Raw genomic sequence first — 25,437 nt, 5'->3', positions numbered from 1 at the left:
AAAACGGACGGGGGACGGGTCGTGCGTGGACTCACGGACAAGGTCGTGCTCGTGACGGGGGGCGGATACAGCCCCGAGCAGGTCGGTTCCGGTCTCGGCCAATCCATGTGCGTGGAGCTCGCCCAGGAAGGGGCGAAGATCGTCGTGTCCGACCTCTCCCTGGAACGCGCCAACGCGACGGTCGAGCGGATTCGCGACGCCGGGGGAGACGCGACGGGGGTGGCGGCGGACGTCACCGACGAGGCTTCGGCCGACGCCATGGTGAGGGGCGCTCTCGACGCGTACGGCCACGTCGACGTGCTGGTGAACAACGCCGGCGTGTTCGGCGCCTACCTCCCGCTGCTCGAGATCGAGACCAGCCAGTGGGAGCGCGTCATGGCCGTCGACCTGAAGGGCGTCTTCCTCGCGACGAAGGCCGTGCTTCCCCACATGCTGGAGCGCGGCAGCGGCGTCGTGATCAACGTTTCCTCCGCCTCCGGTCTGGTCGCCAGCGAGGTCGGGGCCGAATACACCACGGCCAAGCATGGCGTCATCGGGCTGACCAAGCAGATCGCCTACGACTACGGCCACCGGGGCATCCGCGCCGTGGGCATCGGGCCCGGCGTCATCAAGACGGCAGCGTTCGAGGGCGTGGAGATCACCAGCGACTTCCCGTTCTACGACCTGACCATGCAGGCCCCCGCGGGCCGGTACGGCGAACCCCACGAGGTGGCCCGGGCGGTCTGTTTCCTCGCGAGCGACGACGCCTCCTTCATCCACGGCCACACCATCCCGGTCGACGGCGGGTCTCCCGTCAGGTGACCGAGCCGGCCGGCCCGGCCAGGCCGAGGCCCGCCGAAGCGCGTGCTAATTCGTATTATCACCTTGACGCCGCCGAGACGGCGCGCGCAGACTCATCGATCAACGAACCCGTTCCGCGCTGAGCGTCCACACCGTCCGGTCGCTCAGCGCGGGGTCGAGTGACGCCTGCCCGCACCCCCCCTGCCCCCGTCGGCGCGCCCCACGAACGGAGGGAACGCGATGACGCGTACCCCGGAAGGCTCCTTCTCCCGACGCACGCTGCTGCGTGGCGCGGCGGCCGCCGGTGTCGCGACCGCGACCACCGGCGCCGGCCTTGCCGCGACCTCCGCACCGGCGCTCGCCGCACCGGCCGGCTTCCCCAACTACCGGTACGTGCGCGACGCGTTCGACAGGCCGTTGCGTTACAACCCGACCGGCGAGTTCATCTTCCCGTGCGTGCGCGGGGTCTACGACAAGATCAGCGGCGCGCTCGGCCGCTACTACCTCTACTACGCGCCGCACGACGCGCCCGGCGGGATCTGCCTCGCCTACGCCAACCGGCTCGAGGGCCCCTACACCGAGTACGCCAACAATCCCGTCGTCGACCGGGTGCTGCCGTCCACGACGGTGAGCCACGTGTCGTCGCCGCACGTGGTGTGGGACGCGCCGACCCGGCAGTTCTACCTGTACTTCCACGGCGAGAACTACACGACGCGCGTCGCCCGCTCGAGCGACGGCGTCCGCTTCACCGACGAGACGCCGATCCTGTCGACGAACCTGGTGCCCAACACGACCGAGACCTCGTACGCGCGGGTCTTCGAGCACTCGGTGGCCGGCAAGGGAAACCGCTACGTGATGGTGTTCATGGGCGCCCACACGATCCGGCCGGGCACCCGGAAGATCTTCTGGGGCTGGTCGCCGAACGGGTGGAGCGGCTGGCAGTTCTCGCCGAACCCGCTGGTGTCGCCGTCGGGCGACGGGCTCACCGACATCTCCGCGCCGCACCTGTTGAAGCGCAACGGCACCGCTTACATCGCGTACCACGGCAGCAGCGGCAACATGTACCTGACCGAGGTCGGCAACAACTTCGACCGGGAGGTCCACCTCGGCGTGTTCCACCGGCCGATCGCGTCGGACAACGGCCGGGTGGCGTCGCCGACGTTCGGCACCGACGGCGGCGTGGAGTACATGCTCTACGAGGCGGGGCCCCGCCTCGACGCCAGGATCTGCGTGGCCCGCGCGGTCTAGGGCCAGATCAGGCGACGTCGCCCGGTGGGTCGGTGGTCGTGGCTCCGGCCACCGGCCGGGACGGACCGGCCCGGTCGTCCCCACCCGTGCGGGGTGGATCCGGCTGCGGTTCGGGCGCGGCGAAGGTGACCGGTGCGTCGAACGCGGCCCGCCGTGCGGCGCGGCGCAGCGCGGCGAGCACGGCGGGGCCGGCGAGGACGATCGCCACGGCGGTGGTGATCGCGCGTCCGGTGTCCCAGCCGAAGGTGGAGGTGACCGCCGTGAACACGGCGAAGCGGTGCAGGTTCTCCAGCAGTGGCGCTCCGGCGACGTAGGAGAGCTGGGTGTCCGCGCCGATGCTGAACGGCCAGAACCACAGGTTCATCAGCAGTCCGTAGCCGTAGGCCGCGAGGACGCCGTAGCCGGCCAGGGCAGCGATCTCGGCCCGGCCCCGCAGCCTCGCCGGTAGCAGGCCGGCGCCGAGACCGATCCAGGACGCGGCCAGCATCTGGAACGGCAGCCACGGCCCGACCCCCGCGGTGAGCAGCGCGGAGGCGAACAGCGACGTCGAGCCGAGCAGGAAGCCGAATCCGGGCCCGAACACCCGGCCGGCGAGTACGAGCAGGAAGAACACCGTCTCGATGCCTGCGGTGCCGGCGCCGAGCGGGCGCAGCGCGGCGTTGACGGCCGCGAGCACCCCGAGCATCGCCAACGCCTTGCTGTCGATGCCGCCGGAGCTGAGTTCGGCCAGCACCAGCGCCACGAGCACCGGCAGCACCACGAGGAACACCAGCGGCGCCTCGCCCGTGCGGGCGGTGCTCTCGGGGTGGGCGGGGACGAAGAACGGCCAGGTGAAGGTCGCCAGTGCGGCGGCCGAGGCCAGGACCAGCACGACAGCGGTACGCGGGGCGACCCGCAGCACGCTCACCCCGGCGCCCCGGTCGTGGCCAGTGCGGCCGTGACCTGCTCCACGGTCAGCCACGGCGCGGGGGCGAGGACCTTGGCCACCTGCGGGGCGAACGCCGGCGAGGCGAGCATGACCTCCGCGGTGGTGCCGGCGGCGACGATCTCCCCCTCGGCCATCACCACGACCTGGTCGGCGAGGGCCGCGACGAGCTCGACGTCGTGCGTCGCGATGAGCACCGCCCGGCCGTCGGCGGCCAGCCGTCGGACGACGGCGGTGAACTGCCGCTTGGCGCGGTAGTCCAGGCCGCGGGTCGGCTCGTCGAGCAGGACCACCGGCGGGGCGGCGGTGAGCTGGACGGCGAGCGCGAGCGCGAGCCGCTGCCCCTCGGAGAGGTCACGGGGGTGCCGGTCGGCGGGCAGCCCCGGGGTGAGCTGGTCGAGCATCGCCCGACAGGTGCCGGCCGGTGCCCCGGTCTCCCGGTCGGCCTGGTCGCACTCGCCCTCCACCGTCTCCAGGTACAGCAGGTCACCGGGGGTCTGCGGAACCAGACCGACATGCCGGCGGGCCCGGCCCGGCGGCAGGGCCTTCGGGTCGACGGTGCCCTGCGCGCCGACGACGGCGACAGTGCCGCCCTGGCGGGGGCCGCTGCCCTGCACCGCCCAGAGCAGGCTCGACTTGCCGGAGCCGTTGCGCCCCATCAACGCCACGATCCGCCCGGGAGACAGCTCCATGTCGACGCCGGCCACGGCGACCGTCCCCGGGTAACGCACGACGACGGCGCGGGCAGTCAGGACGGGGGGCCCGGCCGGGACCGTCGCCGCGGCCGGCACGGCGGCGTCGACGAGCCGGTGGCGCAGGGCGGCCGCCCGCCGGCGGGCATCGCGTACGGACAGCGGCAGCGGCGTCCAGCCGGCGAGACGGCCCAGCTCGACCAGCGGTGGTGCGATGTCGACGTCGGCGAGCACGGCGGCCGGTTCCCCGTCCACCACCCGACCGTCGCCGGGCAGGTAGAGCAGCCGGTCGGCGTACTGCACGACCCGTTCCAGCCGGTGCTCGGCCAGCACCACCGTCACGCCGAGGTCGTGCACCAGCCGGGTCACCACGGCGAGCACGTCCTCCGCCGCGGTGGGGTCCAGCGCGGAGGTGGGCTCGTCGAGCACCAGCACCCGCGGGTGGGCGGTGAGGACCGACCCGATGGCGACGCGCTGCTGCTGCCCGCCGGACAGCGTCCGCAGCGGCCGGTCGCGCAGCTCGGCGATGCCCAGCAGGTCGAGGGTCTCCTCGACCCGTTTGCGCATCACCGTCGCCGGCAGGGCGAGCTGCTCCATCCCGTAGGCGAGCTCCTCCTCGACGGTGTCGGTGACGAACCCGGACAGCGGATCCTGCCCGACCACGCCGACGACGTCGGCGAGGTCGCGCGGCGGATGACGGCGGGTGTCCCGGCCGTCAACCGTCACGCTGCCGTGCAGGGTGCCTCCGGTGAAGTGCGGCACCAGCCCGTTGATCGCCCGCAGCAGCGTGGACTTGCCCGTGCCGGTGCGACCGACGACCAGGCAGAGCTCGCCCTCGTCGATGCGCAGCGTCACGTCCCGCAGGGTCGGGCGGTCGCTCTCGGCGTAGCGGACGGTCACCCGGTCGAAGTCGATCACGAAGGGCCTCCCGGTGTGGGGGACGACGACGCCAGCCGACCCGCTCCGTCGGCCGGCGCGGCGTCGACCGGACCGCGGGGTGCGGTCGGCGGGCTGGCGGTGCGCGCGGTGGACGTCCTTGCGAGCGCGGGAGGCGGCGCCAACCAGGCCGGTGCCGCCGCGACCGCGACGGCGAGCAGCGTCAGCGGGGTCAGCTCGGGCCAGGTGAGGGGGCTCACCGGCGGGTAGAGAAGCTCCGGATCGACCGAACCGGCCAGCACCGTCAGCGCGGCGGCGCCCACCCCGCAGCCGGCCACGAGCAGTTCCGCGCCCCGCCAGCGGTCCGGCCGGTAGCGGCTGCGCCGCACCCGACGGCCGGCCAGCAGCATGCCGGCCACGGCGGTCGACAGGCCGACGAGGAGCATCGGCAGACCCAGGTAAGCGGGGCCGGTGGCGTCGAGCAGCCCGTACGTGCCGGCGCAGACGCCGACCAGCCCGCCGAGCACCAGCGCACCGGTGACGGCGCGCTGCCCGGCCGGCACCGCCGGGGTGCGGCCGTAGCCCCGGGAGTCCATCGCCGCGGCCAGTGCCAGCGACCGGTCCAGCGCGTCGGCCAGCACCGGCAGCGCGATGCCCCGCAACGCCCGTACTCCCCGGCCGGAGGCGCCCCGCAGCCGCCGCGCCCGGCGGACCCGCAGCACGCTCTCGACCAGTTGCGGGGCGACCGACAGGGCCACCACCACGGCCGTGCCCACCGCGTACAGGGCCCCGGGCACTGCTTTGAGCAGCCGCTTCGGGTTGGCCAGGGCGTTCGCCGCGCCCAGGCAGACCAGCATCGTGGCCAGCCGTAGCCCGTCGTGGAACCCGCCGAGGAGTTGCTCGGCGGCGACCGGCCCGAACAGGCGGATTCCCGCCGCCCACGCGGGCAGGGGGATTTCGGGGAGCCGGACGAGCACGTGGTCGCCCTGCCCGCCGCCGAACACGATCCGGAAGAGCACCCGCATCGTCACGATCACCGCGCCGAGCACCAGGTACATCCGGAACGCCAGCGCCCACGGCGCGTCTCCCCGCCGCCGGACGACCACCAGCGCGGCGACGGCGACGAGCAGGCCCAGCGGCAACGGGTTGGTGGTGTGGCTGGCCGCGGTGGCCAGGCCGAGCGCCCACAGCCACCACGCGCCGGGGTGCAGCGCCCGGGGCAGGCGCGTCGCCCGGCCCACCGGCCGTGCCCGGTCCGCTCCGGCGGGCCTCTCCACCCGGCGGGTGCTCCGGTCAGTCATCCGGCTCGACGGTCCGCCGCCGCCGTGCGGCCAGCAGGCCGCCCGCGCCGAGCGCGACCAGCAGCAGCACGCCGGCCGCCGTCCCCAGCGGGATGCCGCGAGCGTCACGGGGGGCGGCGACCTCGGTCACCACCGGCTGGTCGACGGAACCGCCCGCCGGTGGGCTGACGGCAGCGCTCGCGGGTGGCGCCGCGACGCCCGCGCCCGGTGTCGGGACCGGGCCGCCGGCCGTCGGCGTACCGGTGGGGAGCGGCGCGGGCCCGGCGGAGCCCGGCGCCGGTCCTGCCGCGCCGGGCCGGCCCGCGGTGGCGGGTGGTGGCGGGACCGGTCGACCGTCTCCTGCCGGCGGTGGCGCGACCGGGCCGCCCCGGGTGGGCGGTGCCGGGGGCGGAGGGCTCGGTGGTGGTGGCGGTGGCGCGGGACGCCTCGGCGCGGCGCCCGGCCGGGGCGCGTCGTTGGCGTTGCGGTTGAGCGAGAACGACCAGCCCTCGAAGCTGCCGGCCGGCGGCTTGCGGTTGAGCACACCCTTGTCGCTGTACGTCCAGCTGCCGCCGCTGGTCGCGTGCCAGTACGACCAGTAGGCGCTGGCGGGAGGCGTGTCGACGCACTTCTCGGACGCCGTCGACGGCTTGCCCTCGATCCGGCAGACGAACCCCTCGCCCCAGCGCAGCGTGCCGGTGATCTGGAACCCGGCGTTCTTGAGGGCCGCCAGCCCGGTGGACTGCTCGCCCCGGGCGCACCGCACCACGGTCCCGCCGCCGAGCTCGTTGAAGTCGACCACCACTGTCACACCGGAGGCGTCCGGGCAGTAGCCGGCCGATCCGGCGGCCCTCGCGGGGGTGCCCGGTCCGACCATCGTGCCGGCGGCGGTGAGGGCGACGACCAGACCGGCGCGGGCGGCCCGGACGGTCACGCCGCCCGCCGACGGCCGAGTACGACGAGCAGCACCCCGCCGCCGACCAGCAGGAACGCGATCAGCACGTAGCTGGTGATCGCCGCGCCGGTCGTCGGCAGCCCGCCGAGGCCCGGGGTGGTCGGGGTCGGGCCCGGGGCGGCGGTCGTCGACGCCGTGGCGGACGGGGTCGACGGCACGGTCGTCGCGGACGGGCTGGGTGTCGGGACGGCCGTCCCGGTGGGCGTCGGTGACCCGGTGGGCGCCGGCGAGGTGGTGGCGGTGGGGGAGGCGGTGGCGGTGGGTGGGGCCGTGCCGGTCGGGGTCGGTGCGGGCGACGACGGCGGCGGGTCGAGGCCGATGCGTCCCAGCGGCACCTGGACGAGGCCGAGGACGGCCTGTGCGCTGCCTCGACGCCACTGGTCCCGGTCGGTGTCGGTGATCCCGGACGCGACGGCCGTCGTCAGGCTGTCGGTGTTGTAGGCGACGGCGCCCGCGTCGGCGGCGGCCGCGCCGCCGTTTGCCGCGGTGAGCTGTAGTGCGGTCAACGCGCCGGCGGCCCGCGCGGCCTCGGCGTCGCGGCCGGCGGCGGCGAGGGCCTGCCCGGCCAGGCCGGTGCTGTTGGAGTTCGCGCCGGTGGTCGGGCCGGAGCCGCCGAACGAGCCGTCGGCGCGCTGCTGATCCACCAGCCAGGCCGCGCCCTTGGCTGCCGCCGCGGCGGCGCCGGCGGCGCCGTCGGCAGCGGCGGCGAGCAGCGCCTGCACGGCCATCGCGGTCGAGTCGACGTCGAGGGTGGCGTCGGCCTGCTCGTCGCAGGACGGGGACGGGCCGTCGGCGGTGTCGGGGTAGAGCCGGAACCCACCGGCCGCGCACTGCTGGCGGATGAGGAAGTCGACGGTGTCCTGCGGTACGTCGCCGCTGCGAGCCAGGCCCAGCACGGCGAAGGCCTGGTCGAAGGCGTTGCTGGCGTCCGGACCGGTGTCGGCGGTGGTGCGGCTGGTGATCCGCCCCCGCTGGTGTCCCGCGTCCGCCCCGGCGAGCAGCGACAGGGTCTCCGTCCGCAGGTCGAAGCCGCCGAAGTCGGTGGGATCGGCGCCGGCGGCGGAGGCGGCGTACAGCAGCTTCGCGGTCGACCCGCCGTCGATGAAGCCGGGGATGCCCCAGTCGTCGAGGCTGTTGTACGACCGCACGTGCGCCGCGACCTGCGCCGTCGCGGCCTGACGGACCGGCGCGTCCACCCCGGTGGCGGAGAGGGCGAGGAGCCCGTCGATGGTCAGACCCCAGTCCGGACCGCCGAACGGGCCGGGCAGCACCCCGTCGGCGAACTCGCCGGCCAGCCAGGAGGCGGCGTCGCGCGCGGCGGCGGCGTGGGTCGGGGCGGGCGCGGCCACGACGGTCAGGGGTACGGCGGTGAGCGCGGCGATCGTCGCCGCTGTGGCGGCGACGACGCCGGCGCCGAGACGCCGGGAACGGGACCGGGACATGAGGGGTGCCTTTCGCGGAGCGGTCGGTGGAAGCTCCGGAAAGCACCCGGGGACAGCGACACCCCGCTCGCGTGATGCGATGAGCGGGGTGGAACGGACCTCGGTGGCCCGGACTTCACCCTGTAAACCTCGACAGTGGAAGCCGCTCGTCCCGGGCGAGGCATTCCGGCTCGCGAGGCCGGGGCCTCGCTCACGGTTGCGGGTCAGCGCCGGCTTCGAACCGGCTTCCCCCCACTCGGGACGTATGCAGTTGTGGACCGGCGTGCACCGGGTGCCGACACCGTACCGCCCGCACGTCGCGCGACGCCAGGGAGGTGGCCGGCACCCGGTGCACCGCTGCGGTCACACCCGGTGTGCGGCCACGGTCAGGGCGCGGCGATGCTCGGCGGGGCGCCCGCGCCGAAGGACCAGCCCTCGACGGTGCCCGGGGCCGGGTTGTAGCTGCTCGCGCCGGACGTGCTGTAGGACCAGGCGCCGCCGCTGGGGGCATGCCAGTACGACCAGTACGCCGTCGCGGGCGGGGTGTTGACGCACGGATCGGCCGTGGCGGTCGGCTTGCCGTTGATCCGGCAGACGAACGCCAGCCCCCAGCGCTGGGTGCCGGTCACCGTGAAGCCGGCGCCCTGGAGGGCGGCCAGCCCGGTGGCCGGGTCGCCCGGAGCACAGCCGACCTGGACGCCACCGCCGAGCGCGGCGAAGTCGACCACGACGGTGACGCCGGAGGTGCCGGTGCAGGCCGCGGCGTACCCGGCCCGGGGGGCGGGTTCGACGGCGGTGAGGGCGACGGCGGCGACGGCGGCTGCCAACAGGCCGGCGAGCCGGGTGCGGACGGTGGATCGGTGACGGAACACGGTTCCTCCTGGAATCGGTGGAGCGACGGGACGGGTCACGGGCAGGCGGGGACCGGTGCGCCCGGGGTGGCGCCGGCCGCGGACAGCCGGGCGTACCCGGTGCCGGTCAGGCCGAGGACGGCCTGGCCGGTGGCCCGGGCGGCGGTGCCGGGGTCGAAGGCGCCGCCGTCGAAGTCGACCGCGCCCCGGTCGGCCGGCACCCCGGCGCAGCCGACCTGAAGTCCGGCGAGGAACACCCGCGCGCGGGCCCAGGCCAGCGGCCGGCTGCCGTCGCGCAGCGCCTGCGCGGCGAGGCCGGTGCTGTTGGCGTTGGGGATGCCGGCGGCGTTGGCGAAACCGCCGTCGGCGCGCTGCACGGACAGCAGCCAGCGCAGCCCGGCGGCGGCGTCGGTCGGGCGGCCGGTGACCCGCAGCGCCTGCACCGCGAGCGCGGTGGCGTCCACGTCGGAGGTGCAGACCGGCTGTGCGGGCAGCAGCGGGTAGCCGCCGTCCGGGCAGCGGGTGGCGGCCAGCCAGGCGGCGGCCGCCGGGGGCGTGCCCTGCGAGGTGCGGCCCAGGGCGAGCAGGGCGAAGGACTGGCTGAACGTGTTGCTGTAGTCCCCGTACGCCGACCGGTCGGTGAACCGGCCGGTGGGGGCCTGCAGCGAGCGCAGCCGGGCGACCAGGTCCATGCCGCCGACGTCGGTGGGGTCGCCGCCGCGTACCTGGACGGCGAGGGCGAGCTTGGCGGTCGCGCCCGCGTACGCCTCGGTCGCGCCGTCGCCGAGGTAGGCGTCGCGGATGTCCGGCCGGGTGACCCAGGCCAGCGCCCGGGCCCCCGAGTCGTCGGCGACGCCGGCGGCGGCGAAGGCGAACACCGCGTCGAGGGTGAGGCCCTGGTCGGGGTAGGTGACGCCGTCGAAGACGACCTCGAGGCGTTCGCCGGCGACGAGTTGCCGGGCCAGCCAGCCGGCCGCGGCCTCCGACCGGCCGACCCCGGAAGGCGAGGTGGGGGAGGCGTGGGCGGATGCCGGTGCGGCGAGGGTGAGGGTGGCGAGGGTGAGGGCGGCGAGCACGCCGCGGAACAGGGTGAGCAGGCGGTGCCGGCTCAGGCGGACGACCATCGGAAGCGCCTTTCCGGCCCGGCGGTCGTCAGAAGCCCGGACGACCGTCGCAGCGCGGGGGTCGACCGGGACTCCGACCCGTGGGCCACGACGGGTGGGGAGCGGATTCTGCGCGTACGTCGGGTATTCGGGCTCGCCGTCGGAGGTGCATCTCGACGGCCTACCGTTGCGGGCCAGCGCCGGAATTCGACCGGACTTCCCCCGCACGCACGCGCGTTGGTTGAGTTGTGGCGCCAGTCTGGAGTGGAGGGACGCCGGATGTCAATGCGTGATCGGCCGCGCGCGTCGGGTCATGGTCCGGTGGTCGGTCAGGGCAGGAGCTCGACGTACCCGTCGGTCGCGTGCAGGCGAACCCGCTGTCCGTTTCGGATCAGCCGGGTCGCCCGCTCCACCCCGACGAGGGCGGGCAGGCCGTACTCGCGGGCGACCACCGCCCCGTGGGTCATGAGGCCGCCCACCTCCGTCACCAGTCCCGCGATCGCGACGAACAGGGGTGACCAGCTCGGGTCGGTGTAGGCGGTGACCAGGATGTCGCCCGGTTCGAGGTCGGCCTCGGCCAGGTCCAGGACGACGCGGGCCCGTCCCTCGACGGTCCCGCCGGAGACCGGGAGGCCGGCCAGCGCGCCGGCCGGCACGTCCTCGCGCCGGTACGCGCCGGCGATGCCCTCGCCCTCCGACGTGAGCACCCGGGGCGGGGTGAGCGTCCGGTACGACCTGAACGCGTCCTTGCGCCGCTGGATGAGCTGGTCGTCCACCTCGTGCGTACGCACGACGTCGTGGAGCTCCTGGAACGTCAGGTAGAAGATGTCCTCCTGCTCCGGGAGCACGTGGGCCCGCACGAGGCGCTCGGCCTCTCTCAGCAGGGCCTGCTTGTAGCTGAGGTAGCGGCTGACGATGACGTACTTCGGATACTCCCGGTACCCGATGAAGGTCCGGACCCGGTCGATCATCCGCTTCGTCTCCGCCGCCTTGCGCTGCCCGTCCGGCAGGGCCCGCAGGCGCTCCAGGACCTCCTGTTCCTTCCGCGCCGCCCGCTGGCGCCGCTGCGCGAAGCGCCGCGTGCGGGCGCCCGGCTCGAGGTTTCTGACGTTGTCGAGGATGAGGGGCACGAGCGTGGTGGGGCGTTCGCTCCAGCGTGGCCTCGTGATGTCGATCTCGCCCGCGCAGCGCATGCCGTACCTGTCGAGGTAGGCCCGGATGGCGTCTCGCGCTTCCCGGCCGCCCGGGATCCGGGGCAGCTCGTCCACGAAGCCCTCGTCCTCGACCTCCCGCAGGAAGGCCACCACCTCCGGGTGCGGGCGGATGACGTCGGCGACGTCCAGCAGCGCCAGTCCCATCTCCGACGTGACGTTGTCGGGCGCGGACAGCGTGAGCGTGTCGGCGACGTTCTTCTCGCCCAGCCACTCGTACAGCCTGTCGTTGAGCCACCACGTGGCTTCCATCCCCGCCATGATCGCCTGCATGCTCAGCGGATCGGCAAGGCCCCGCTTGTGCTCCTCGAAGGCCTCCAGCAGGAAGTCGAACAGCGCCGGCCCGGACTTCGTCCGGATGTCGCGCCGCAGGGTGGCGAGGGCCGCCTGGCTGCGTTCGACCAGCTCGGTGACGATGGCCGGATCGTTCTCGATCGGGGCGGGCGCGCCGCCGGCGGGCGGCCCTGCCGGACCCTGGTCGGGAAGCGACGGGACGAAGTCGCCGCGGCCGAGGACGGTCTCCAGCGCGTCCCTGATCAACGGATCGGACCGCCCCACCATCTCCAGGAGGCCGGCGCGGCCCGCGGGCGCGGCCAGGCGCCCGGTGACGTCGACGAACAGCCTCCCGCCGGCCTCGTGCATCGGCGCCATGGCCGTCAGCTGCCACATGGAGATCCCCAGGGGCTTCATGGGGTCCGTCATCATCTGCTGGTGACCGACGGAGACGTAGACGTGGTTCGCGCCGTCGCCGGCCTCGGGGATGGGGAACAGCGTGGTGATCGGACGGCTCTGGACGATCTGGAAGTCGTCGTCGACCAGGCACCATTCGATGTCCTGGGGGTGGCCGAAGTGGGCTTCGATCCGCCGGCCGAGCCGCACCAGCCGCACGACCTGCGCATCCGTCAGGGCCGGCTGCTCCTGCCGCTCCGTGTCGATCGCCTGTTCCCTCGTCCCGCCGGCCGGCAGGGCGTGGATGGTCAGTCGCTTGGCGGCGATCGCCCTGGCGATGATCTCACCGTCCCGCACCCGGTAGGCGTCGGCGTTCACCAACCCCGAGACGAGGGCCTCGCCGAGGCCGAAGCTCGCCTCCACGACAGCGACCTTCCGGTTGTGCGTGACGGGGTCGGCCGTGAACAGGACGCCGGCCGCCTGCGGGAAGACCATCTTCTGCACGACCACGGCCATCTGGACCGTGCGGTGGTCGATGCCGTTGCGTCGCCGGTAGGCCACGGCCCGCTCGGTGAAGAGCGAGGCCCAGCACCGGCTGACGTGCTGGAGAATCGCCTCCTGCCCCACCACGTTCAGGTACGTGTCCTGCTGGCCCGCGAAGGAGGCCGTCGGCAGGTCCTCCGCCGTCGCGCTGGACCGGACGGCACAGGCAACCCCCGCACCGAGCCGGGCGAGGGCCCGGATGATCGCCGCTGCCACGTCGTCGGGGAGGACGACCGCTTCGATGGCGCGGCGGATCTCCGCACTGAGGGCGCGGCTCGCCTCCCGGTCGTCCGGGTCCAGGCGCGACAGCCGGTCGAGCCGATCGTCGATCGACGGCGCTTCGACCATGATCCGCCGGAAGGCGTCCGTCGTCACGCAGAAGCCAGCCGGTACGCGGATGCCGTCGATCCGCGACGAAGCCCCCAGGTGCGCGCCCTTGCCGCCGACGGTCGCGACCTGCGCGTCGCCGACCTCGTGGAGGTCGCACACGTACTGCTCGATCATCGCGACACCTCCGAGGCAGTCGGCATCCGTCGCGACAACGACACTCGCACGTCGTGCGCCGCTTCTTCGCCGGTTTCCGGTTCGGCGGACGATTCTGCGGCAGGACCCGGGTCTTGCGGCAAGCCCTCCAGCCCGATATACGTTGAAGCGGGACAGTTCTCCTCGTGGTTGTCCGCTGCGACGAGGTGACGCCATCACCGACAGGCGCGAAGCGGCGCGATCACCAACAGGTGATCTCCGCGATCGCCGCCGCGATGTCCTCAGGCCAGCAGTTGCTCGCGCATCCTCGCGCCGGGATTGAACCCGCCCACCACCCGAGGGCTGGCCGGATCGTGCACGTCGAGGGTGTTGTTGCGGCGCATGAGCTCACGCACCGGAGGTGGCAGCCGGGGCGGGTCGTCCATGGCCGCGAGGATCTGTCCGGCGCTCGTGATCAGCCTGTCGGCGAGGGCGGCGGCGTCGGTGTCCACCCGCACCCGGCCGTACTCCCAGCCGGCGGTGGTGAGGTCGAGCACCTCGAACACGCGGGTCACGAGAGGATTCGGGTCGGTCACCTGGTCGAGCCGGGCAGCCTGGCCGCCGAGCACCGCGACGGCGGCGGCCACCTGCGCGTACGGGTGGAAGCCGCTCGGTAACGCGAACAGCGGCCAGCGCAGGGCTCGGCCGGCCTCCATCCACAACGGCCGGTAGTTGCGGCGGTGCACCAGGAGCCGGCGGCCCGTTCGTCGGTGGACGTCCTGGGCCTGGGCCTGCAGGTCCACGTAGGCCTCGTCGGCGACCTGGCTCACGATCCGGGCCGCCACCACCACGCCGTCGTCGTCGTTCAGCATCCCGGCGACGGCCTGGACCTGCTCGGGGAACCGGAGCTGCGCGTGGGCGCCGTACCGGTGCTGGACGTCGCGGAGCAGAGCCTGCTGCCGTTCCGGATCGAGCTGGACCCGCCCGCCGCCCAGCAGTCGCTGGAGCCAACGCATTTCGCCTCGTTTCAGCAGAGCCGTCCCGGACTGCGGCAATGCTAGTGCGTCGGACCTTCCCGCGCGCGGAAGGGGGTCGCCGAGCCGCCGTCGCGTTCCGCCCGACGGCCCAATGGCCGTCGATATTGACGTGCGACGACGGCGCGGACAGAATCACGGCACCCACCATGATCCCCGCTGGGAGATGCCATGACCCGTCCCCGCCTGCCGTTCCTCCGGGCCGCCAGCCGGCTGGCCGCGTTCGCCGCGGCCACCGCCGGTGTGCTGCTCACCCTCGCCGCACCGGCCAACGCCGCCGCGCCCACCGGGCGCTACGTCGCGCTGGGTGACTCGTACACCTCCGGCCCGCTGATCCCCACCCAGATCGACCTGAACTGCCTGCGTTCCAGCCGCAACTACCCGTCGCTGGTCGCCGCCTCCGTCGGCTCGTCGGCGCTCGCCGACGTGAGCTGCTCCGGCGCCACCACGGAGGACATCCTCGTCGGCGGCAGCGGCGCACTGGGCATCTCGTTGCCCCCGCAGCTCAGCGCGATCACCCCGGACACGACGCTGGTCACCGTGCAGATCGGCGGCAACGACATCGGCTTCTCCGGCATCATCACCGAATGCGCCGAGGCGAGCCTGAGCAGCCCTCTCGGGTCTCCGTGCAAGAACCGGTACACCGCCGGTGGCGTCGACCAGTTGCAGGCCAGGATCGCCGCCACGGCGCCGAAGGTGACCGCCGTGCTGCAGGCCGTCCACCGTGCCGCCCCGGGCGCCCGGGTCGTGGTGCTCGGCTACCCGGCGATCGTGCCGGACAGCGGCTACGGCTGCTGGCCGGTGGTCCCGATCGCCTACCAGGACGTGCCGTACCTGCGTAGCGTCCACAAGTCCCTGAACGGGATGCTCGCCAGCACCGCCGCCGCGAACAACGCCACCTACGCCGACGTCTACGCCCCGTCGGTCGGCCGCGACACGTGCAAGAGCAGCGGCACCCGCTGGGTCGAAGGGCTGGTCCCGCAGAACGCCGCCGCCCCCTTCCACCCCAACGCCAGGGGCGAGCAGGGCATGGCCAACGCGCTGCTGGCCAGGTTGAACAGCTGACCGACGATTTCCGACCTGACCTGACGAGCACCGGCCACCCGACCCGCCGCCCATCCGGCGGCGTCACGGGTGGCCGGTGCCGGGCGAACACCGTCACCTGTTCGTCCATCGCCACCTACTGCCCCGCGACGGCCCCGCCGATCGGGCGCGGGGCCGCGATCTGGAGGCGGTCGGCGGCGGTCAGTCGGCGACGACGAGCGCCTGGGGCGCGGCGGCCTTCATCCGGGTGCGTAGCCACTTGAGCTGGATGGCCGTTTCACCCTCGCAGCGTCGTACGAGCGCGAGCAGGTCCTCGTCGCGCGCGCCGTAGGCGGCCTGGCCGACGACGGTCCAGGCGATGTCGCACTCGGCGGCCATCAGGTAGAGGTCCTGGAGGTCACGCAGCAGGCCGATGCCGCCGGTGCGGGTGCCGGTGAACAGCTGCGAGTGCAGCCGGTCGGGTTCGGTCGGGGCGTCCTCGGCGTAGCGGGCGGCGAACGGGCGCAGGCCTTCGGCGTGCGCGTCGCAGCGCTTCGCCTGTCGCTCACACAGGTGGCGGATGTCGGGTTCCTCGGCGTGCGCGTCGGCGACCTGCCGGAACGCGTCGGCGAGGTTGACCTGGGCGCGGTGCAGCAGGCCGAGGTAGTGGGCGAGGTGCACGGTTCACTCCTTCCCGCTGGTGGCCTGCGCCGCCGGTCCACCCGCGGTCGGAGGGATGCCGGCGTCCGGGGGTGGCGCGCTGCCGCCGACCGTCGGCGCCGGTGCGGGTACGCCGCCGCCGTCGGCGAGCTTCTCGACCGCGACGGCGGCCACCTTGAAGAGGGGCTGCTTGGAGACCGGATCCCAGGCGGTGACGGTCAGCTCGTTGGCGGCGCGGGGTGTGCGCTCGTGCGGGTCCTGGTCGAAGTAGCCGTAGTGGAACGGCAGGAACACCACGCCGGGGCGGATGCCGCAGAGGCGGGCGCGGGCCTGGATGCCGCCGCGCGCCGAGGCGACCCCGACCAGGTCGCCCTCGGCGATGCCGAGCCGGGCCGCGTCGGCCGGGTTGAGCTCCACCCACACGTCCGGCGCGGCCTGGTCGAGTTGTGGGGCCCGGCCGGTCTTGGTGCGGGTGTGGAACTGGTAGACGGTGCGGCCGGTGGTCAACAGCATGGGGTGTTCGTCGTCGGGCACGTCGGGGGAGGGCTGGTAGTCGACGGTGTGCAGGAACGCCCGCCCGCCCGGCTCCTTGGCGCGGTACTCCGGCTCGGTGAACTCGGCGCCGGTGGCGAGGTCGTGGCCGTACGTCTCGCAGTGGTCGGGGTCGGTGTGGAAGCGCCCGTCGGTGTAGAGGCGTTCGGTGCCGTCGGGCTGCTCGTCGGTGCAGGGCCACTGGACGCCGGAGCCGCCGCGCAGCTTGGCGTAGGTGATGCCGGTGTAGTCGCAGGGCCGCCCCCGCGAGCACTCCTTCCACGCCTCGAACACCTCCTCCGGCCCGGTCCACCGGATCAGCGGTTGCCCGTCGCGGTCCCGGAAGTCCATCCGCCGGGCGTAGTCGAGGAAGATGTCCAGGTCGGGGCGGGCCTCGCCCGGTGGGTCGACGGCCTTGTCGGAGATGTGCACGGTGCGGTCGACGCTGGTGAACGTGCCGGTCTTCTCGCCCCAGGTGGCACCGGGCAGCACCACGTCGGCCAGTTCGGCGGTCTCGGTCAGGAACAGGTCCTGCACCACCACGAACAGTTCCGGCTTCGCCAGGACGCGCCGGACGCGCGACAGGTCGGGCAGGGACACCGCCAGGTTGGTGGCGCTGATCCACAGCAGCTTGATCGAGCCCTGCTCGGCGTACCGGAAGATCTGCATGGCGTGCGTCGGGGGCGCCCAGTGCGGGATGACGTCGACGTCGACGTTCCAGAGCCGGGCCAGCTCCTCGATGTGCGCGGTGTTCTCCCAGTTGCGCAGGCCCGGCAGGTCCCCGTCGGCGCCGGTCTCCCGGGTGTTCTGCGCGGTGGGCTGGCCGTTCATCTGGTAGATCCCGGCGCCGGGCCGGCCGATCATGCCCCGGATCAGGTGCAGGTTGTTGACGCCGCAGGCGGCGGCGGTGGCCTGGTTGGACTGGTAGAAGCCCTGCAACACCGTCGACAGCAGCCGCCGCGAGGTGCCGAGCAGCTTGGCGGCGCACTCCACGTCGGCGGCCGGCACGTTGCCTGCCATGCGACCTCACCCTGCGGACCACCCAGTGGGGTGACCCCGTCACCCCCGACATGCGCGACGTCCTCCACGTCGCCGACGCCGTCGTCGCCACCGGTATGACCATCGGCAACGGCACCTTCGACGAGATCCTGCGCACCTGTCAGGACCGGGACGTCCCGCTGATCGTCTACGCCCAGACCGCCAGCGCGGTGGCCCGACACTTCCTCGGCGCAGGCGTCACCGCCCTGTCGGCGGAGCCGTTCCCGTTCTCACAGTTCAGCGCCGATCGGACCGTGCTGTACCGGTACCACGCCCAGTCCTGACCATTCTGAGGGGAAGACGTGGACGAGCACATCAGCGAGACACTCAGCAGGCCGGCCCTGATCCGCCTGGACGACCGCACCACCTGCGTGCGCTTCGAAACCAGCCACCGTCTCGGCGACGGTGAAGTCGAGGTCCGTGCCGCCGTCCTGGGTGAGCGCGGCGACCGACCGCGCGCTGCGGCGCAGCTTCAGGGTGGACAGGTCGTCGGAGCCGAGCCACACCACGCCGCGGCTCGGCCGCAGCGCCCGGTAGACGCAGCGCAACGCGGTCGACTTGCCGGATCCGTTCGGTCCGATCAGTCCGACGATCCGCCCGTCCGGCACGTCGAGCGACAGGTCCTGGACGATGACGTTCCCGTCGATCTCCACCCTGACGCCGTCGAGTCGAAGATCCATCACCGGCCGCCGAACAGGTAGCCACGGCGGCGCATCAGCGCGAGGAACACCGGTACGCCGATCAGAGCGGTGATCACGCCCAGTGGCAGCTCCCGGGGAGCCACCAGGGTGCGGGAGACCAGGTCGACCCAGACCATGAACACGGCACCGGCCAGCGGCGCGACGACCAGCACCCGGTGGTGCGAGGCGCCGACCACGATCCGGACCAGGTGCGGCAACACCAGGCCGACGAACGCGACCGCTCCGCTGACCGCCACCATCGCACCGGTGACCAGTGAGGTGATGACGAACAGTCGCCGACGTGCCCGGGTCGTGTCGACGCCCAGGCTGAGGGACGCCTCGTCGCCGAAGGTCAGCACGTCGAGGGTGCGGCTGTGCCGGTGCAGGACGACCCCTCCGACGAGGACGGTGGCCGCGGCGACCGGCAGGCCGCCCCAGGTAGCTGCGCCGAAGCTGCCCATGGACCAGAACAGCATGGTGGCGGTCGCCTCGCTGTCCGGTGTGAAATAGATGATCACCGCCATCAGTGCCTGGAAGCCGAACGACATGACCACACCGGTCAGCACGAGGCGCAGAGGCGTGATGCCGGTGCGGCTGTACGCGGCCAGGTAGACCAGCGCCGCGGCGGCCATCGCGCCGAGGAAGGCGCCGGCGGAGACCGCGTAGATGCCGAGCGCGCCGAGTCCGCCGGCGACCGTGACCGAGACGGCGCCGACCGAGGCGCCGGAGGAGACCCCGAGCACATACGGATCGGCCAGGGCGTTGCGCACCAGGGACTGGATCGCCACACCGACCGCGGACAGGCCCGCCCCGACGATCGCCGCGAGCAACACCCGTGGCGTGCGGATCTGCCAGATGATCTGGTACGTGGTCACCTCGTCGGCATGGATGCGGCCGCCGGTGAGCGCGGCCCAGAGGTACCGGGCCGTCTCGCCGGGCGGGATGGCGACCGGTCCGAGGCCGATCACCACCACGAGCGAGACGGCCAGCAGGACCAGCAGGGTGGCCACGGTGCCACCCGTTCGCAGTGACGGACGAGGGGTGCTCGCGGCAGGGGCGTCCGGGTCGACCACGAGGTCGACGGCCGTGGAGGGCGTCACGTCGAATCACTCTCCTGGTAACGAAATCCATTGTCAAATGCGTATCGTGGCACGTGACCTGGGCGATGAAGCCGTACCGCCGGGTCGTGCCTCGACGGGTCGGTACCGGGGGTGGATTCCGGGCTTCATGCGGGTCGTGCTCCTCCGGTGTCGGTCGGCTCCGCCACGCCGAGGGGGAAGCAGCCGGCGAACGGGTCGTGGTAGGTCCGCCAGAACTCCTCGCCGTCGGCGAGTTCGGCGTCGGTCAGCAGGCAGTCGGCGAGGGTGCGGTGCAGTTCGACGGGATCGACGTCGAGGCCGATGAAGACCAGGTGCTGGTGCCGGTCGCCGTAGTAGGGGTCCCACTCCAGGGCGGCGGCGAGCCGGCGCTGATCGCAGACGTGCTCCCAGCCGGGTTCGGGCAGGCTCACCAGCCAGTGCCCGAGGGATCCCATCGCCAGGCCGCCGCCGGCGAACTCCCAGGCCACGACGGTGTCGGGTTGGCTGGCCAGCCAGAGGTGGCCCCGGGAGCGGATCACGTCGGCGTTGACGTCCTCCAGGACGTCGTGCAGCCGCCGCGGGTGGAACGGGCGGCGGGCGCGGAAGACGGCGGAGACGACCCCGCAGTCGGCCTCCGGCTCGTGCGTGCCCAGCGCGAAGCCCTGCAGGCCCCGGGCGAGGACGCCGGGGGTCTCCGGCCGGTGCCGGTGGGTGTGGCGCAGTTGGCGGGTGAGCGCGTCGGCGTCGACGAGATCGCCGTCGACCCGGAAGTGTGCCGCCCACGGCGCCATCCGCTGGAGCAGGACCGCGATCCTGCCGGTGTCGAACTCCCCCTCCCGGGACCGCCCCCAGAGCACCAGGGTGTCGGCGTACTCGATCTGCCGGACCACGACGTCGGCGAGACCGCGGTGGTCGTCCTCGGCGGCCTGGATGCCGAGCGTGGCGAGGTCGTCGGTGCTGGCCAGGCCGTCGAGCAGGTGCTCGGCGTCGAGGACGGTGACGTAGGAGTCGACCTGGATGAGGTCGGTGACCGGTGTGCCGTCGACGAGGTGGTGGGCGCAGGCGGCGGCGACCGCCTCGGGTTCCACCACCTCGGGCAGCAACAGCACCAGGTCCTGGCCGGGGTTGTCCCGGGTGAGCCGGACGAGGGTGGGCAGCACGTCCTCCCGCAGCGTGCAGGAGGCGCAGCCGTGCGCCAGGGCGATCCGCTCGTCCTCGACGATGCCGGTGCCGGTGCGGACCACCCGGCGGACGACGCCGTCGCGGATGCCGGCTAGGTCGTGTCGCACCAGCAGCAGCGACGGGTCGGCGGCGAGCAGCGTACGGGCGACGGCGAAGGTCGCCGCCGGCCAGAACCCGGACAGCACGGTCAACGACGGGCGGCTACCGGCGTCGGCTGTCTCGACGCGGATCGGGGCCTGCGGGGACGACGTCATCAGGTTCCTCTCGGCTTAATGAAAACGATTGTCATTCTAAGCAGACGGCGACTGCTGGCGCGAGTCGCGACCCGGCGTGGATCCGCCCGGACGGATGATGTAGAAATGAAAACCGTTGTCATTGCGATGCATCACCTGAGCAAGGAGCGATCACTGTGTCCAGACGTTGTGACGTCACCGGCGCGCGGCCGAGTTTCGGCAACGCCGTGTCCCACTCCCACCGACGCACCCGCCGCCGCTGGAACCCGAACCTGCAGAACCACCGCTACTGGCTGCCGTCGGAGCGACGGTGGGTCGGCCTGACCCTGACGGCCAAGGCACTGAAGACCGTCGACCGCAAGGGCATCGAGCGCGTGGTCGCCGAACTGCGCGGCCGGGGAGTGCGGCTCTGATGGCCCGGCAGACCGACGTACGCCCGATCGTCCGGCTGCGCAGCACCGCCGGCACCGGCTACACGTACGTGACCCGCAAGAACCGCCGCAACGACCCGGACCGGCTGGTGCTGCGCAAGTACGACCCGGTCGTACGCCGGCACGTCGAGTTCCGCGAGGCGCGCTGATGGCCCGCAAGAGCCTCGGCCGTCGGCAGGCGCGCCGCGAGACCCTCGTCGCCCGGCACGCCGAGGCGCGGGACGAGCTGAAGCGGGCGGTCAGCCACCCGGACACCGACCCGGACGTACGAGCCGACGCGGCACGTCGACTCAACCGCCTACCCCGGGACTCCAGCCCCGTACGACTGCGCTCCCGCGACCAGATCGACGGCCGCCCGCGCGGTGTGCTGTCCCGGTTCGGACTGTCCCGGGTGCGGTTCCGCGAGCTGGCCCTGCGTGGTGAGCTGCCCGGGGTGCGCAAGGCGTCGTGGTGACGTCACCGCACCCCGCCCGCGACGGGGGAGGCGCGGTGGCGCTCGGTCGCATCAGCCTGCGGGCGCAGCGCCGGCCTTCACTACTGACCGATCCTGCGGGAAGCTTGACCGGCGCGCCAGGATTGCGCCAGACACGAGGCGGAGGTGCGCGTGCGGTTCGAGGTACTGGGCCCGGTGCGGGTGTGCACGCCGGACGGCGAAGCGGCCCTGGCGCCGAAACCACGGGCACTGCTCGCCGTGCTGCTCGCCGCGGGTGGCCGGTCGGTCACGAACGAACGACTGCTGGCCGAGCTGTGGCCGGCGGGTGTCCCGTCGACGGCCATGGCGACGTTGCAGATGCACGCCTCGGCGCTTCGCAAGGTGGTGGGCGACCGGTTGCGCACCACCTCCGGCGGCTATCGGCTCGACCTGACCGACGCCACCCTCGACGCCGCCGAGTTCGAGCAGACGGGGGCGCTCGGGCTGTGGCGTGGCGACGCGTACGACGGGGTGCGGGCCGGACACTCCGTGGCAGCGGCGGCCGCCCGGCTCGCCGAGCTGCGGCTCTCGGCCCGGCTCGACTGGGCGCGGCGGGCACTGGCGGAAGGCCGGCACGTCGCGGCGGCCACCGAGCTGGCCGGTTGGGTCGCCGAACAGCCCACCGCCGAGGGGCTCGTCCGGCAGTTGATGCTCGCGCTGTACCGGTCCGGCCGGGCCGGCGACGCGCTGACCGCGTACGACGATGTCACCGCCGCCCTCGGCGAGCTGGGCGCCCACCCCGGCCCGGAACTCGGCGCGCTGGCCGCCGCCGTACGCCGGCGGGACCCCACCCTCGACCGGCCGGCGCCCGGGGTGCCGGCGCGGCGCAACCGGTTCGTCGGCCGCCGCTTCGAGTTGGACAGGGCGATCGACCTGCTCGGCGCCGCCCGGCTGCTGACCATCGTCGGACCGGGCGGCGCCGGCAAGACCCGGCTCAGCCTGGAGCTGGCTCGCGAGGTGGCCGAGGACCACGACGCGGTGCACGTCGTCGAGCTGGCCGAGCACCGCGACGGCCCGCTCGACGCCCGGCTCGCCGCGGCGACCGGCATCCGCGAGGAGCCCGGCGTGGCGGTGCGCGACACGGTCGTCCGGCAGCTGACCGGCCGGGTCCTGGTGGTGCTGGACAACTGCGAGCACGTCCGGGCGGACGTGGCGGCACTCGCCCACGCGCTGCTCGCCGCCTGCCCCGGCCTGCGACTCGTGGCGACCAGCCGGGAGCAGCTCGGCCTCGGTGGGGAGGTGATCCTCACGCTGGGCGGGCTCGCCACGCCGGCCCCCGGCGCGACCGATCCACGCACGGACGCGATGCGGCTGCTCGCCGACCGGGTGGCCGCGGCGCGCGGTGGCGCCGGACTGGCCCCGGCCGAGCAGCCCGTGGCCGCCGAGCTGTGCCGCCGGCTCGACGGACTGCCGCTCGCCATCGAGCTGGCCGCCGCCCGGCTGCGCGCGGTGCCGCTCTCCGAGATCATGTCGCGCCTCGACCGGCGCCTCGACCTGCTGACCGGCACGTCGCCGGTGCCCCGGCACCGGACCATGCGAGCGGCCATCGACTGGGGCTACGACCTGCTGGACGAGCCGCAGCAGAAACTGCTGCGGCAGCTCGGCGTGTTCGCCGGCGGCTTCGACCTGGCGGGCGCGGCCGAGGTGGCCGGCGCGGACCCGCTCGACCCGCTGACCCAGCTGGTCGACCGGTCCATGGTGGAGTTCGGGCAGGGCCGCTACCGCCTGATCGAGACCATCCGCGAGTACGCCCGCGAACGACTCGACCCGGCCGAGCGCGCCGAGGCGTACGGCAGGCTGGTCGCTGTCTGGGAGCGCCGGCTCGCGTCGCCGCCGCCGCTGGACGGCCCGGCGCACACCGAGTGGCTGGCCGGCATCGGCGCCGACCACGACACGATCGTGGCCGCGCTCGACTGGACGCTGCGCGACGGCGACCCCACGAAGGGACTGGGCATCGCCGCGGCGATGTGGTGGTACTGGTGGGTCGCCGGACGGATGGCCGAGGGCCGGGCCTGGCTCGACCGCGCGCTGGCCGCCGCCCCGCCGGCACCGTCCGCCCTGCGCGCCCGGGCGTTGCGGGCCGCCGCGGCGCTGGCCCGCAACTCCGGCGACCTGCCGGCGGCCCGCCGGCTGGGCGAGCAGGGCCTGGCCACGTTCCGCGAGCTCGGCGACCGGACCGGCATGGTCGCGGCGCTGAACAACCTGCTGATCACCGCTCAGGCGCAGGAGGACTACCCGGCATCGCTCGCGTTCGGCTACGAGGCGCTGCGGATCGCCGAGGACCAGTCCGACGCCCGGATGGTCGCGGCGGCGTCCAACAACACCGCGGGCACGCTGCGCTGCATCGGCCGCCTCGGCGAGGCGGAGGAGCTGTTCCACCGCGCGCTGGCGGGGTTCCGCGCCCTCCACGACCGGCGCGGGGAGGCGGCCGCGCTGACGAACCTGTCCACCATCGACCGGCGCCGCGGCCGGCCCACCCCCGCGCGATCGGCGATGCGGGAGGCCCTGGCGATCTACACCGAGCTGGGCATCGCCGAGGGGCAGCTGGACGCGGTCGAGGGGCTGGCGCAGCTCGACGTCCTCGACGGTGACGCGGCGAACGGGTTGCGGCTGCTCGCGCTCGCCGAGCGGGAACGCTCCGCGCTGGCGCCCCGAGCTTCACCCCGGACGAGATCGCCGACCGCGACCGGGCGGAGGCCGAGGCCCGGGCCCGGCTCGGGCCGGCGGAGGTGGCGCGCGCCCCCCGGGAGGCGGGCGCGACGACGCTGGCGGAGACGGTGGCGGCGCTGCTCGCCGGCTGAACCGGCACGGCCTTTGGGTTTCCTTTGGCACCGCCGTCCATCCTTGCGACGTGATCCGATCTACCAGGCCAGCGGCCATCTCCCTGCTCATCGCCGCGACGATGTCGGGGTGCGCGGCGACCGGGCCGACCACTCGGGACAGCGACGCCGACGCGGTGGCATCCGTTGGCCCATCCGCCGCGACCGCTACGGCGCATTCGGCGCGGCCGACGTCGCCAGCCGGGACGGAACCGGCGCCGACGCGGCCGGCCACCACGAAGCCCGCCGACGGGAAGCCGGCCACGGGGAAGCCGTCGCACCCGGCCACCACGGTGGTCGCCGGCCCGCGAATCGTCCACCTGCGCGTCGCCCGGCAGCCGAAGTGCGCCGAGGGCACCGCCGTATTCCGCGCCGATCCCGTGCCCCTGGTCATCGAGTGGAAGATCACCGGCGCCACCGGCGGGGCCCTGTCCGTGGACGATCCGACGAACACGCCAGGCACGTACGGCCCGGTGGATCTCGAAGGCTCGCAGGAGTTCCTCTTCTCCTGCACCGGTGACGTCGGCAGCACCGAAACGCACACCTACGCGCTTTACACGGTCGGTGGCGGGCCCGTGCGGTCCGCGACCGTCACCGCCTCGGCCAAGGTGCTCGACAAGGGCCTCGGCACCAACTGACCCGCATCCCGTACCTCTGCGAGGAGACCTCGTGAAGCACCGCTCCGTCACCCTGGCCGCCCTCGTCGCCGTCTGCCTCACCGCGGGCTGCGACCTCACCGGATCCGCCACCGCCGGCGACTCACCGACCGCGGACGCCACGCTCGCGCCGCCCGCCGAGGCCGCCTCCCCGACGCCGGCCGGGACCGCGGACGGCGACCCGGGTGCGATGCGGGGAGCTGGCGGCCTCCCCGACCCCTGCACCCTGCTCACCGAGTCCGAGGTCGTCGACCTGACCGGCCGCGAGGTCACCCGGAACGACGAGGACGGCGGCGATGCCGGCGACGTCACCCGCTTCTGCCAATGGCAGCAGGACCACGGCCAGCTCACGATCTTCCTGAGCCGCACCACCGCCGCGGACTTCGACGTCACCGTCGCCGCTGCCAGGCCGGTGGACGGGGTCGGCGAGAAGGCGTACTGGCACTCCGGGCACCTCTACGTCCTGCACGGCGCCCTGCAGATCGACGTCTACTCCCGCGGCGGCTCCGACGCGCAGAACCTGGCCGACGCCGAGCAGGTCGCCAAGGTCGTCATCCCGCGCGTCTGAACGACGTCACCGACG

24 protein-coding genes and 2 riboswitches are annotated in these 25,437 nt (G+C 73.8%); of the genes, 10 read left to right on the top strand and 14 right to left on the bottom strand.

Annotated elements, in window-relative coordinates:
* Positions 1-21 precede the first annotated feature (21 nt).
* Positions 22-801, top strand: coding sequence for a glucose 1-dehydrogenase (locus AB0B83_RS05655; protein ID WP_357577148.1), 780 nt, complete (start codon positions 22-24; stop codon positions 799-801).
* A 219-nt stretch (positions 802-1,020) separates the two neighbouring features.
* The gene (locus AB0B83_RS05650; RefSeq protein WP_357577147.1) at positions 1,021-2,028 is read left to right on the top strand and encodes a hypothetical protein; all 1,008 of its coding nucleotides are present in this window, start codon (positions 1,021-1,023) and stop codon (positions 2,026-2,028) included.
* Between the two features lie 7 nt (positions 2,029-2,035).
* Here the strand turns inward: AB0B83_RS05650 and AB0B83_RS05645 are convergent, their stop codons facing one another.
* The 9 genes from AB0B83_RS05645 to AB0B83_RS05605 form a co-directional block, all read right to left on the bottom strand.
* Positions 2,036-2,935, bottom strand: coding sequence for an ECF transporter S component (locus AB0B83_RS05645; RefSeq protein ID WP_357577146.1), 900 nt, complete (start codon positions 2,933-2,935; stop codon positions 2,036-2,038).
* Entirely contained in the window at positions 2,932-4,563 is a 1,632-nt protein-coding gene (locus AB0B83_RS05640) for an ATP-binding cassette domain-containing protein (protein WP_357577145.1), read from the bottom strand. The genes AB0B83_RS05645 and AB0B83_RS05640 overlap by 4 nt, the downstream gene beginning before the upstream one ends.
* Positions 4,560-5,822 (bottom strand): CbiQ family ECF transporter T component, encoded by a 1,263-nt coding sequence (locus tag AB0B83_RS05635; protein WP_357577144.1) that lies wholly within the window; start codon positions 5,820-5,822, stop codon positions 4,560-4,562. Before AB0B83_RS05635 ends, AB0B83_RS05640 begins: the two co-directional genes overlap by 4 nt.
* On the bottom strand, positions 5,815-6,735 hold the full coding sequence (locus tag AB0B83_RS05630; RefSeq protein WP_357577143.1) for a hypothetical protein: 921 nt from the start codon (positions 6,733-6,735) through the stop codon (positions 5,815-5,817). Before AB0B83_RS05630 ends, AB0B83_RS05635 begins: the two co-directional genes overlap by 8 nt.
* Positions 6,732-8,198 carry a cell wall anchor protein gene (locus AB0B83_RS05625; RefSeq protein WP_357577142.1) on the bottom strand — a complete coding sequence of 489 codons (1,467 nt, stop codon included), beginning with the start codon at positions 8,196-8,198 and terminating at the stop codon, positions 6,732-6,734. The genes AB0B83_RS05630 and AB0B83_RS05625 overlap by 4 nt, the downstream gene beginning before the upstream one ends.
* Before the next feature lie 159 nt (positions 8,199-8,357).
* Positions 8,358-8,428: riboswitch (cobalamin riboswitch) on the bottom strand.
* 135 nt (positions 8,429-8,563) lie between these two features.
* Entirely contained in the window at positions 8,564-9,049 is a 486-nt protein-coding gene (locus tag AB0B83_RS05620; RefSeq protein ID WP_132237793.1) for a hypothetical protein, read from the bottom strand.
* Positions 9,050-9,084: 35 nt separating this feature from the next.
* Positions 9,085-10,152 (bottom strand): prenyltransferase/squalene oxidase repeat-containing protein, encoded by a 1,068-nt coding sequence (locus AB0B83_RS05615; RefSeq protein WP_357577141.1) that lies wholly within the window; start codon positions 10,150-10,152, stop codon positions 9,085-9,087.
* Positions 10,153-10,252: 100 nt separating this feature from the next.
* Positions 10,253-10,385: riboswitch (cobalamin riboswitch) on the bottom strand.
* Positions 10,386-10,460: 75 nt separating this feature from the next.
* Complete coding sequence (gene rph, locus AB0B83_RS05610) at positions 10,461-13,058, bottom strand: rifamycin-inactivating phosphotransferase (RefSeq protein ID WP_357577140.1); 2,598 nt, start codon at positions 13,056-13,058, stop codon at positions 10,461-10,463.
* A 260-nt stretch (positions 13,059-13,318) separates the two neighbouring features.
* Positions 13,319-14,032 carry a hypothetical protein gene (locus AB0B83_RS05605; RefSeq protein ID WP_357577139.1) on the bottom strand — a complete coding sequence of 238 codons (714 nt, stop codon included), beginning with the start codon at positions 14,030-14,032 and terminating at the stop codon, positions 13,319-13,321.
* A 189-nt stretch (positions 14,033-14,221) separates the two neighbouring features.
* On the opposite strand from AB0B83_RS05605, the gene AB0B83_RS05600 reads away from it, so the two are divergent.
* Positions 14,222-15,115, top strand: a complete 894-nt coding sequence (locus tag AB0B83_RS05600; RefSeq protein ID WP_357577138.1) for an SGNH/GDSL hydrolase family protein — start codon at positions 14,222-14,224, stop codon at positions 15,113-15,115.
* Between the two features lie 180 nt (positions 15,116-15,295).
* On the opposite strand, the gene AB0B83_RS05595 is transcribed toward AB0B83_RS05600, so the two are convergent.
* Positions 15,296-15,754 (bottom strand): hypothetical protein, encoded by a 459-nt coding sequence (locus AB0B83_RS05595; RefSeq protein ID WP_357577137.1) that lies wholly within the window; start codon positions 15,752-15,754, stop codon positions 15,296-15,298.
* A 3-nt stretch (positions 15,755-15,757) separates the two neighbouring features.
* The gene (locus AB0B83_RS05590) at positions 15,758-17,284 is read right to left on the bottom strand and encodes a molybdopterin oxidoreductase family protein (RefSeq protein WP_357577136.1); all 1,527 of its coding nucleotides are present in this window, start codon (positions 17,282-17,284) and stop codon (positions 15,758-15,760) included.
* A gap of 50 nt (positions 17,285-17,334) precedes the next feature.
* Here AB0B83_RS05590 and AB0B83_RS05585 point away from each other — a divergent pair, with 50 nt between their 5' ends.
* A complete protein-coding gene (locus AB0B83_RS05585) occupies positions 17,335-17,586 on the top strand; it encodes a DUF364 domain-containing protein (RefSeq protein WP_357577135.1) in 252 nt (83 codons plus the stop codon).
* Here AB0B83_RS05585 and AB0B83_RS05580 read toward each other — a convergent pair.
* From AB0B83_RS05580 to AB0B83_RS05570, 3 genes are all read right to left on the bottom strand, one after another.
* Positions 17,533-17,955, bottom strand: a complete 423-nt coding sequence (locus AB0B83_RS05580; protein WP_357577134.1) for an ABC transporter ATP-binding protein — start codon at positions 17,953-17,955, stop codon at positions 17,533-17,535. The two genes, AB0B83_RS05585 and AB0B83_RS05580, sit on opposite strands and share 54 nt — an antisense overlap.
* A gap of 26 nt (positions 17,956-17,981) precedes the next feature.
* Positions 17,982-19,082 (bottom strand): iron ABC transporter permease, encoded by a 1,101-nt coding sequence (locus AB0B83_RS05575; RefSeq protein ID WP_357577133.1) that lies wholly within the window; start codon positions 19,080-19,082, stop codon positions 17,982-17,984.
* 125 nt (positions 19,083-19,207) lie between these two features.
* Entirely contained in the window at positions 19,208-20,497 is a 1,290-nt protein-coding gene (locus AB0B83_RS05570; RefSeq protein WP_357577132.1) for a GTP-binding protein, read from the bottom strand.
* 155 nt (positions 20,498-20,652) lie between these two features.
* Here AB0B83_RS05570 and rpmB point away from each other — a divergent pair, with 155 nt between their 5' ends.
* From rpmB to AB0B83_RS05540, 6 genes are all read left to right on the top strand, one after another.
* Positions 20,653-20,889, top strand: coding sequence for a 50S ribosomal protein L28 (gene rpmB, locus AB0B83_RS05565; protein WP_311412304.1), 237 nt, complete (start codon positions 20,653-20,655; stop codon positions 20,887-20,889).
* Positions 20,889-21,056 carry a 50S ribosomal protein L33 gene (gene rpmG, locus AB0B83_RS05560; protein WP_013287204.1) on the top strand — a complete coding sequence of 56 codons (168 nt, stop codon included), beginning with the start codon at positions 20,889-20,891 and terminating at the stop codon, positions 21,054-21,056. Before rpmB ends, rpmG begins: the two co-directional genes overlap by 1 nt.
* Positions 21,056-21,361, top strand: coding sequence for a 30S ribosomal protein S14 (gene rpsN / locus AB0B83_RS05555; RefSeq protein ID WP_357577131.1), 306 nt, complete (start codon positions 21,056-21,058; stop codon positions 21,359-21,361). Before rpmG ends, rpsN begins: the two co-directional genes overlap by 1 nt.
* A 150-nt stretch (positions 21,362-21,511) precedes the next feature.
* Positions 21,512-24,718, top strand: a complete 3,207-nt coding sequence (locus tag AB0B83_RS05550; protein WP_357577130.1) for a BTAD domain-containing putative transcriptional regulator — start codon at positions 21,512-21,514, stop codon at positions 24,716-24,718.
* Complete coding sequence (locus tag AB0B83_RS05545) at positions 24,672-24,836, top strand: hypothetical protein (RefSeq protein ID WP_357577129.1); 165 nt, start codon at positions 24,672-24,674, stop codon at positions 24,834-24,836. Before AB0B83_RS05550 ends, AB0B83_RS05545 begins: the two co-directional genes overlap by 47 nt.
* 31 nt (positions 24,837-24,867) lie before the next feature.
* Positions 24,868-25,422: a DUF3558 family protein gene (locus AB0B83_RS05540; protein WP_357577128.1), complete on the top strand. Its 555-nt coding sequence runs from the start codon at positions 24,868-24,870 to the stop codon at positions 25,420-25,422.
* The last annotated feature ends 15 nt before the right edge of the window (positions 25,423-25,437 follow it).

This window comes from Micromonospora sp. NPDC049060 (assembly GCF_040649055.1).
In the GTDB taxonomy this organism is placed as follows: Bacteria; Actinomycetota; Actinomycetes; order Mycobacteriales; family Micromonosporaceae; genus Micromonospora; species Micromonospora reichwaldensis.
This window is presented reverse-complemented; position numbering and strand designations above follow the sequence as displayed.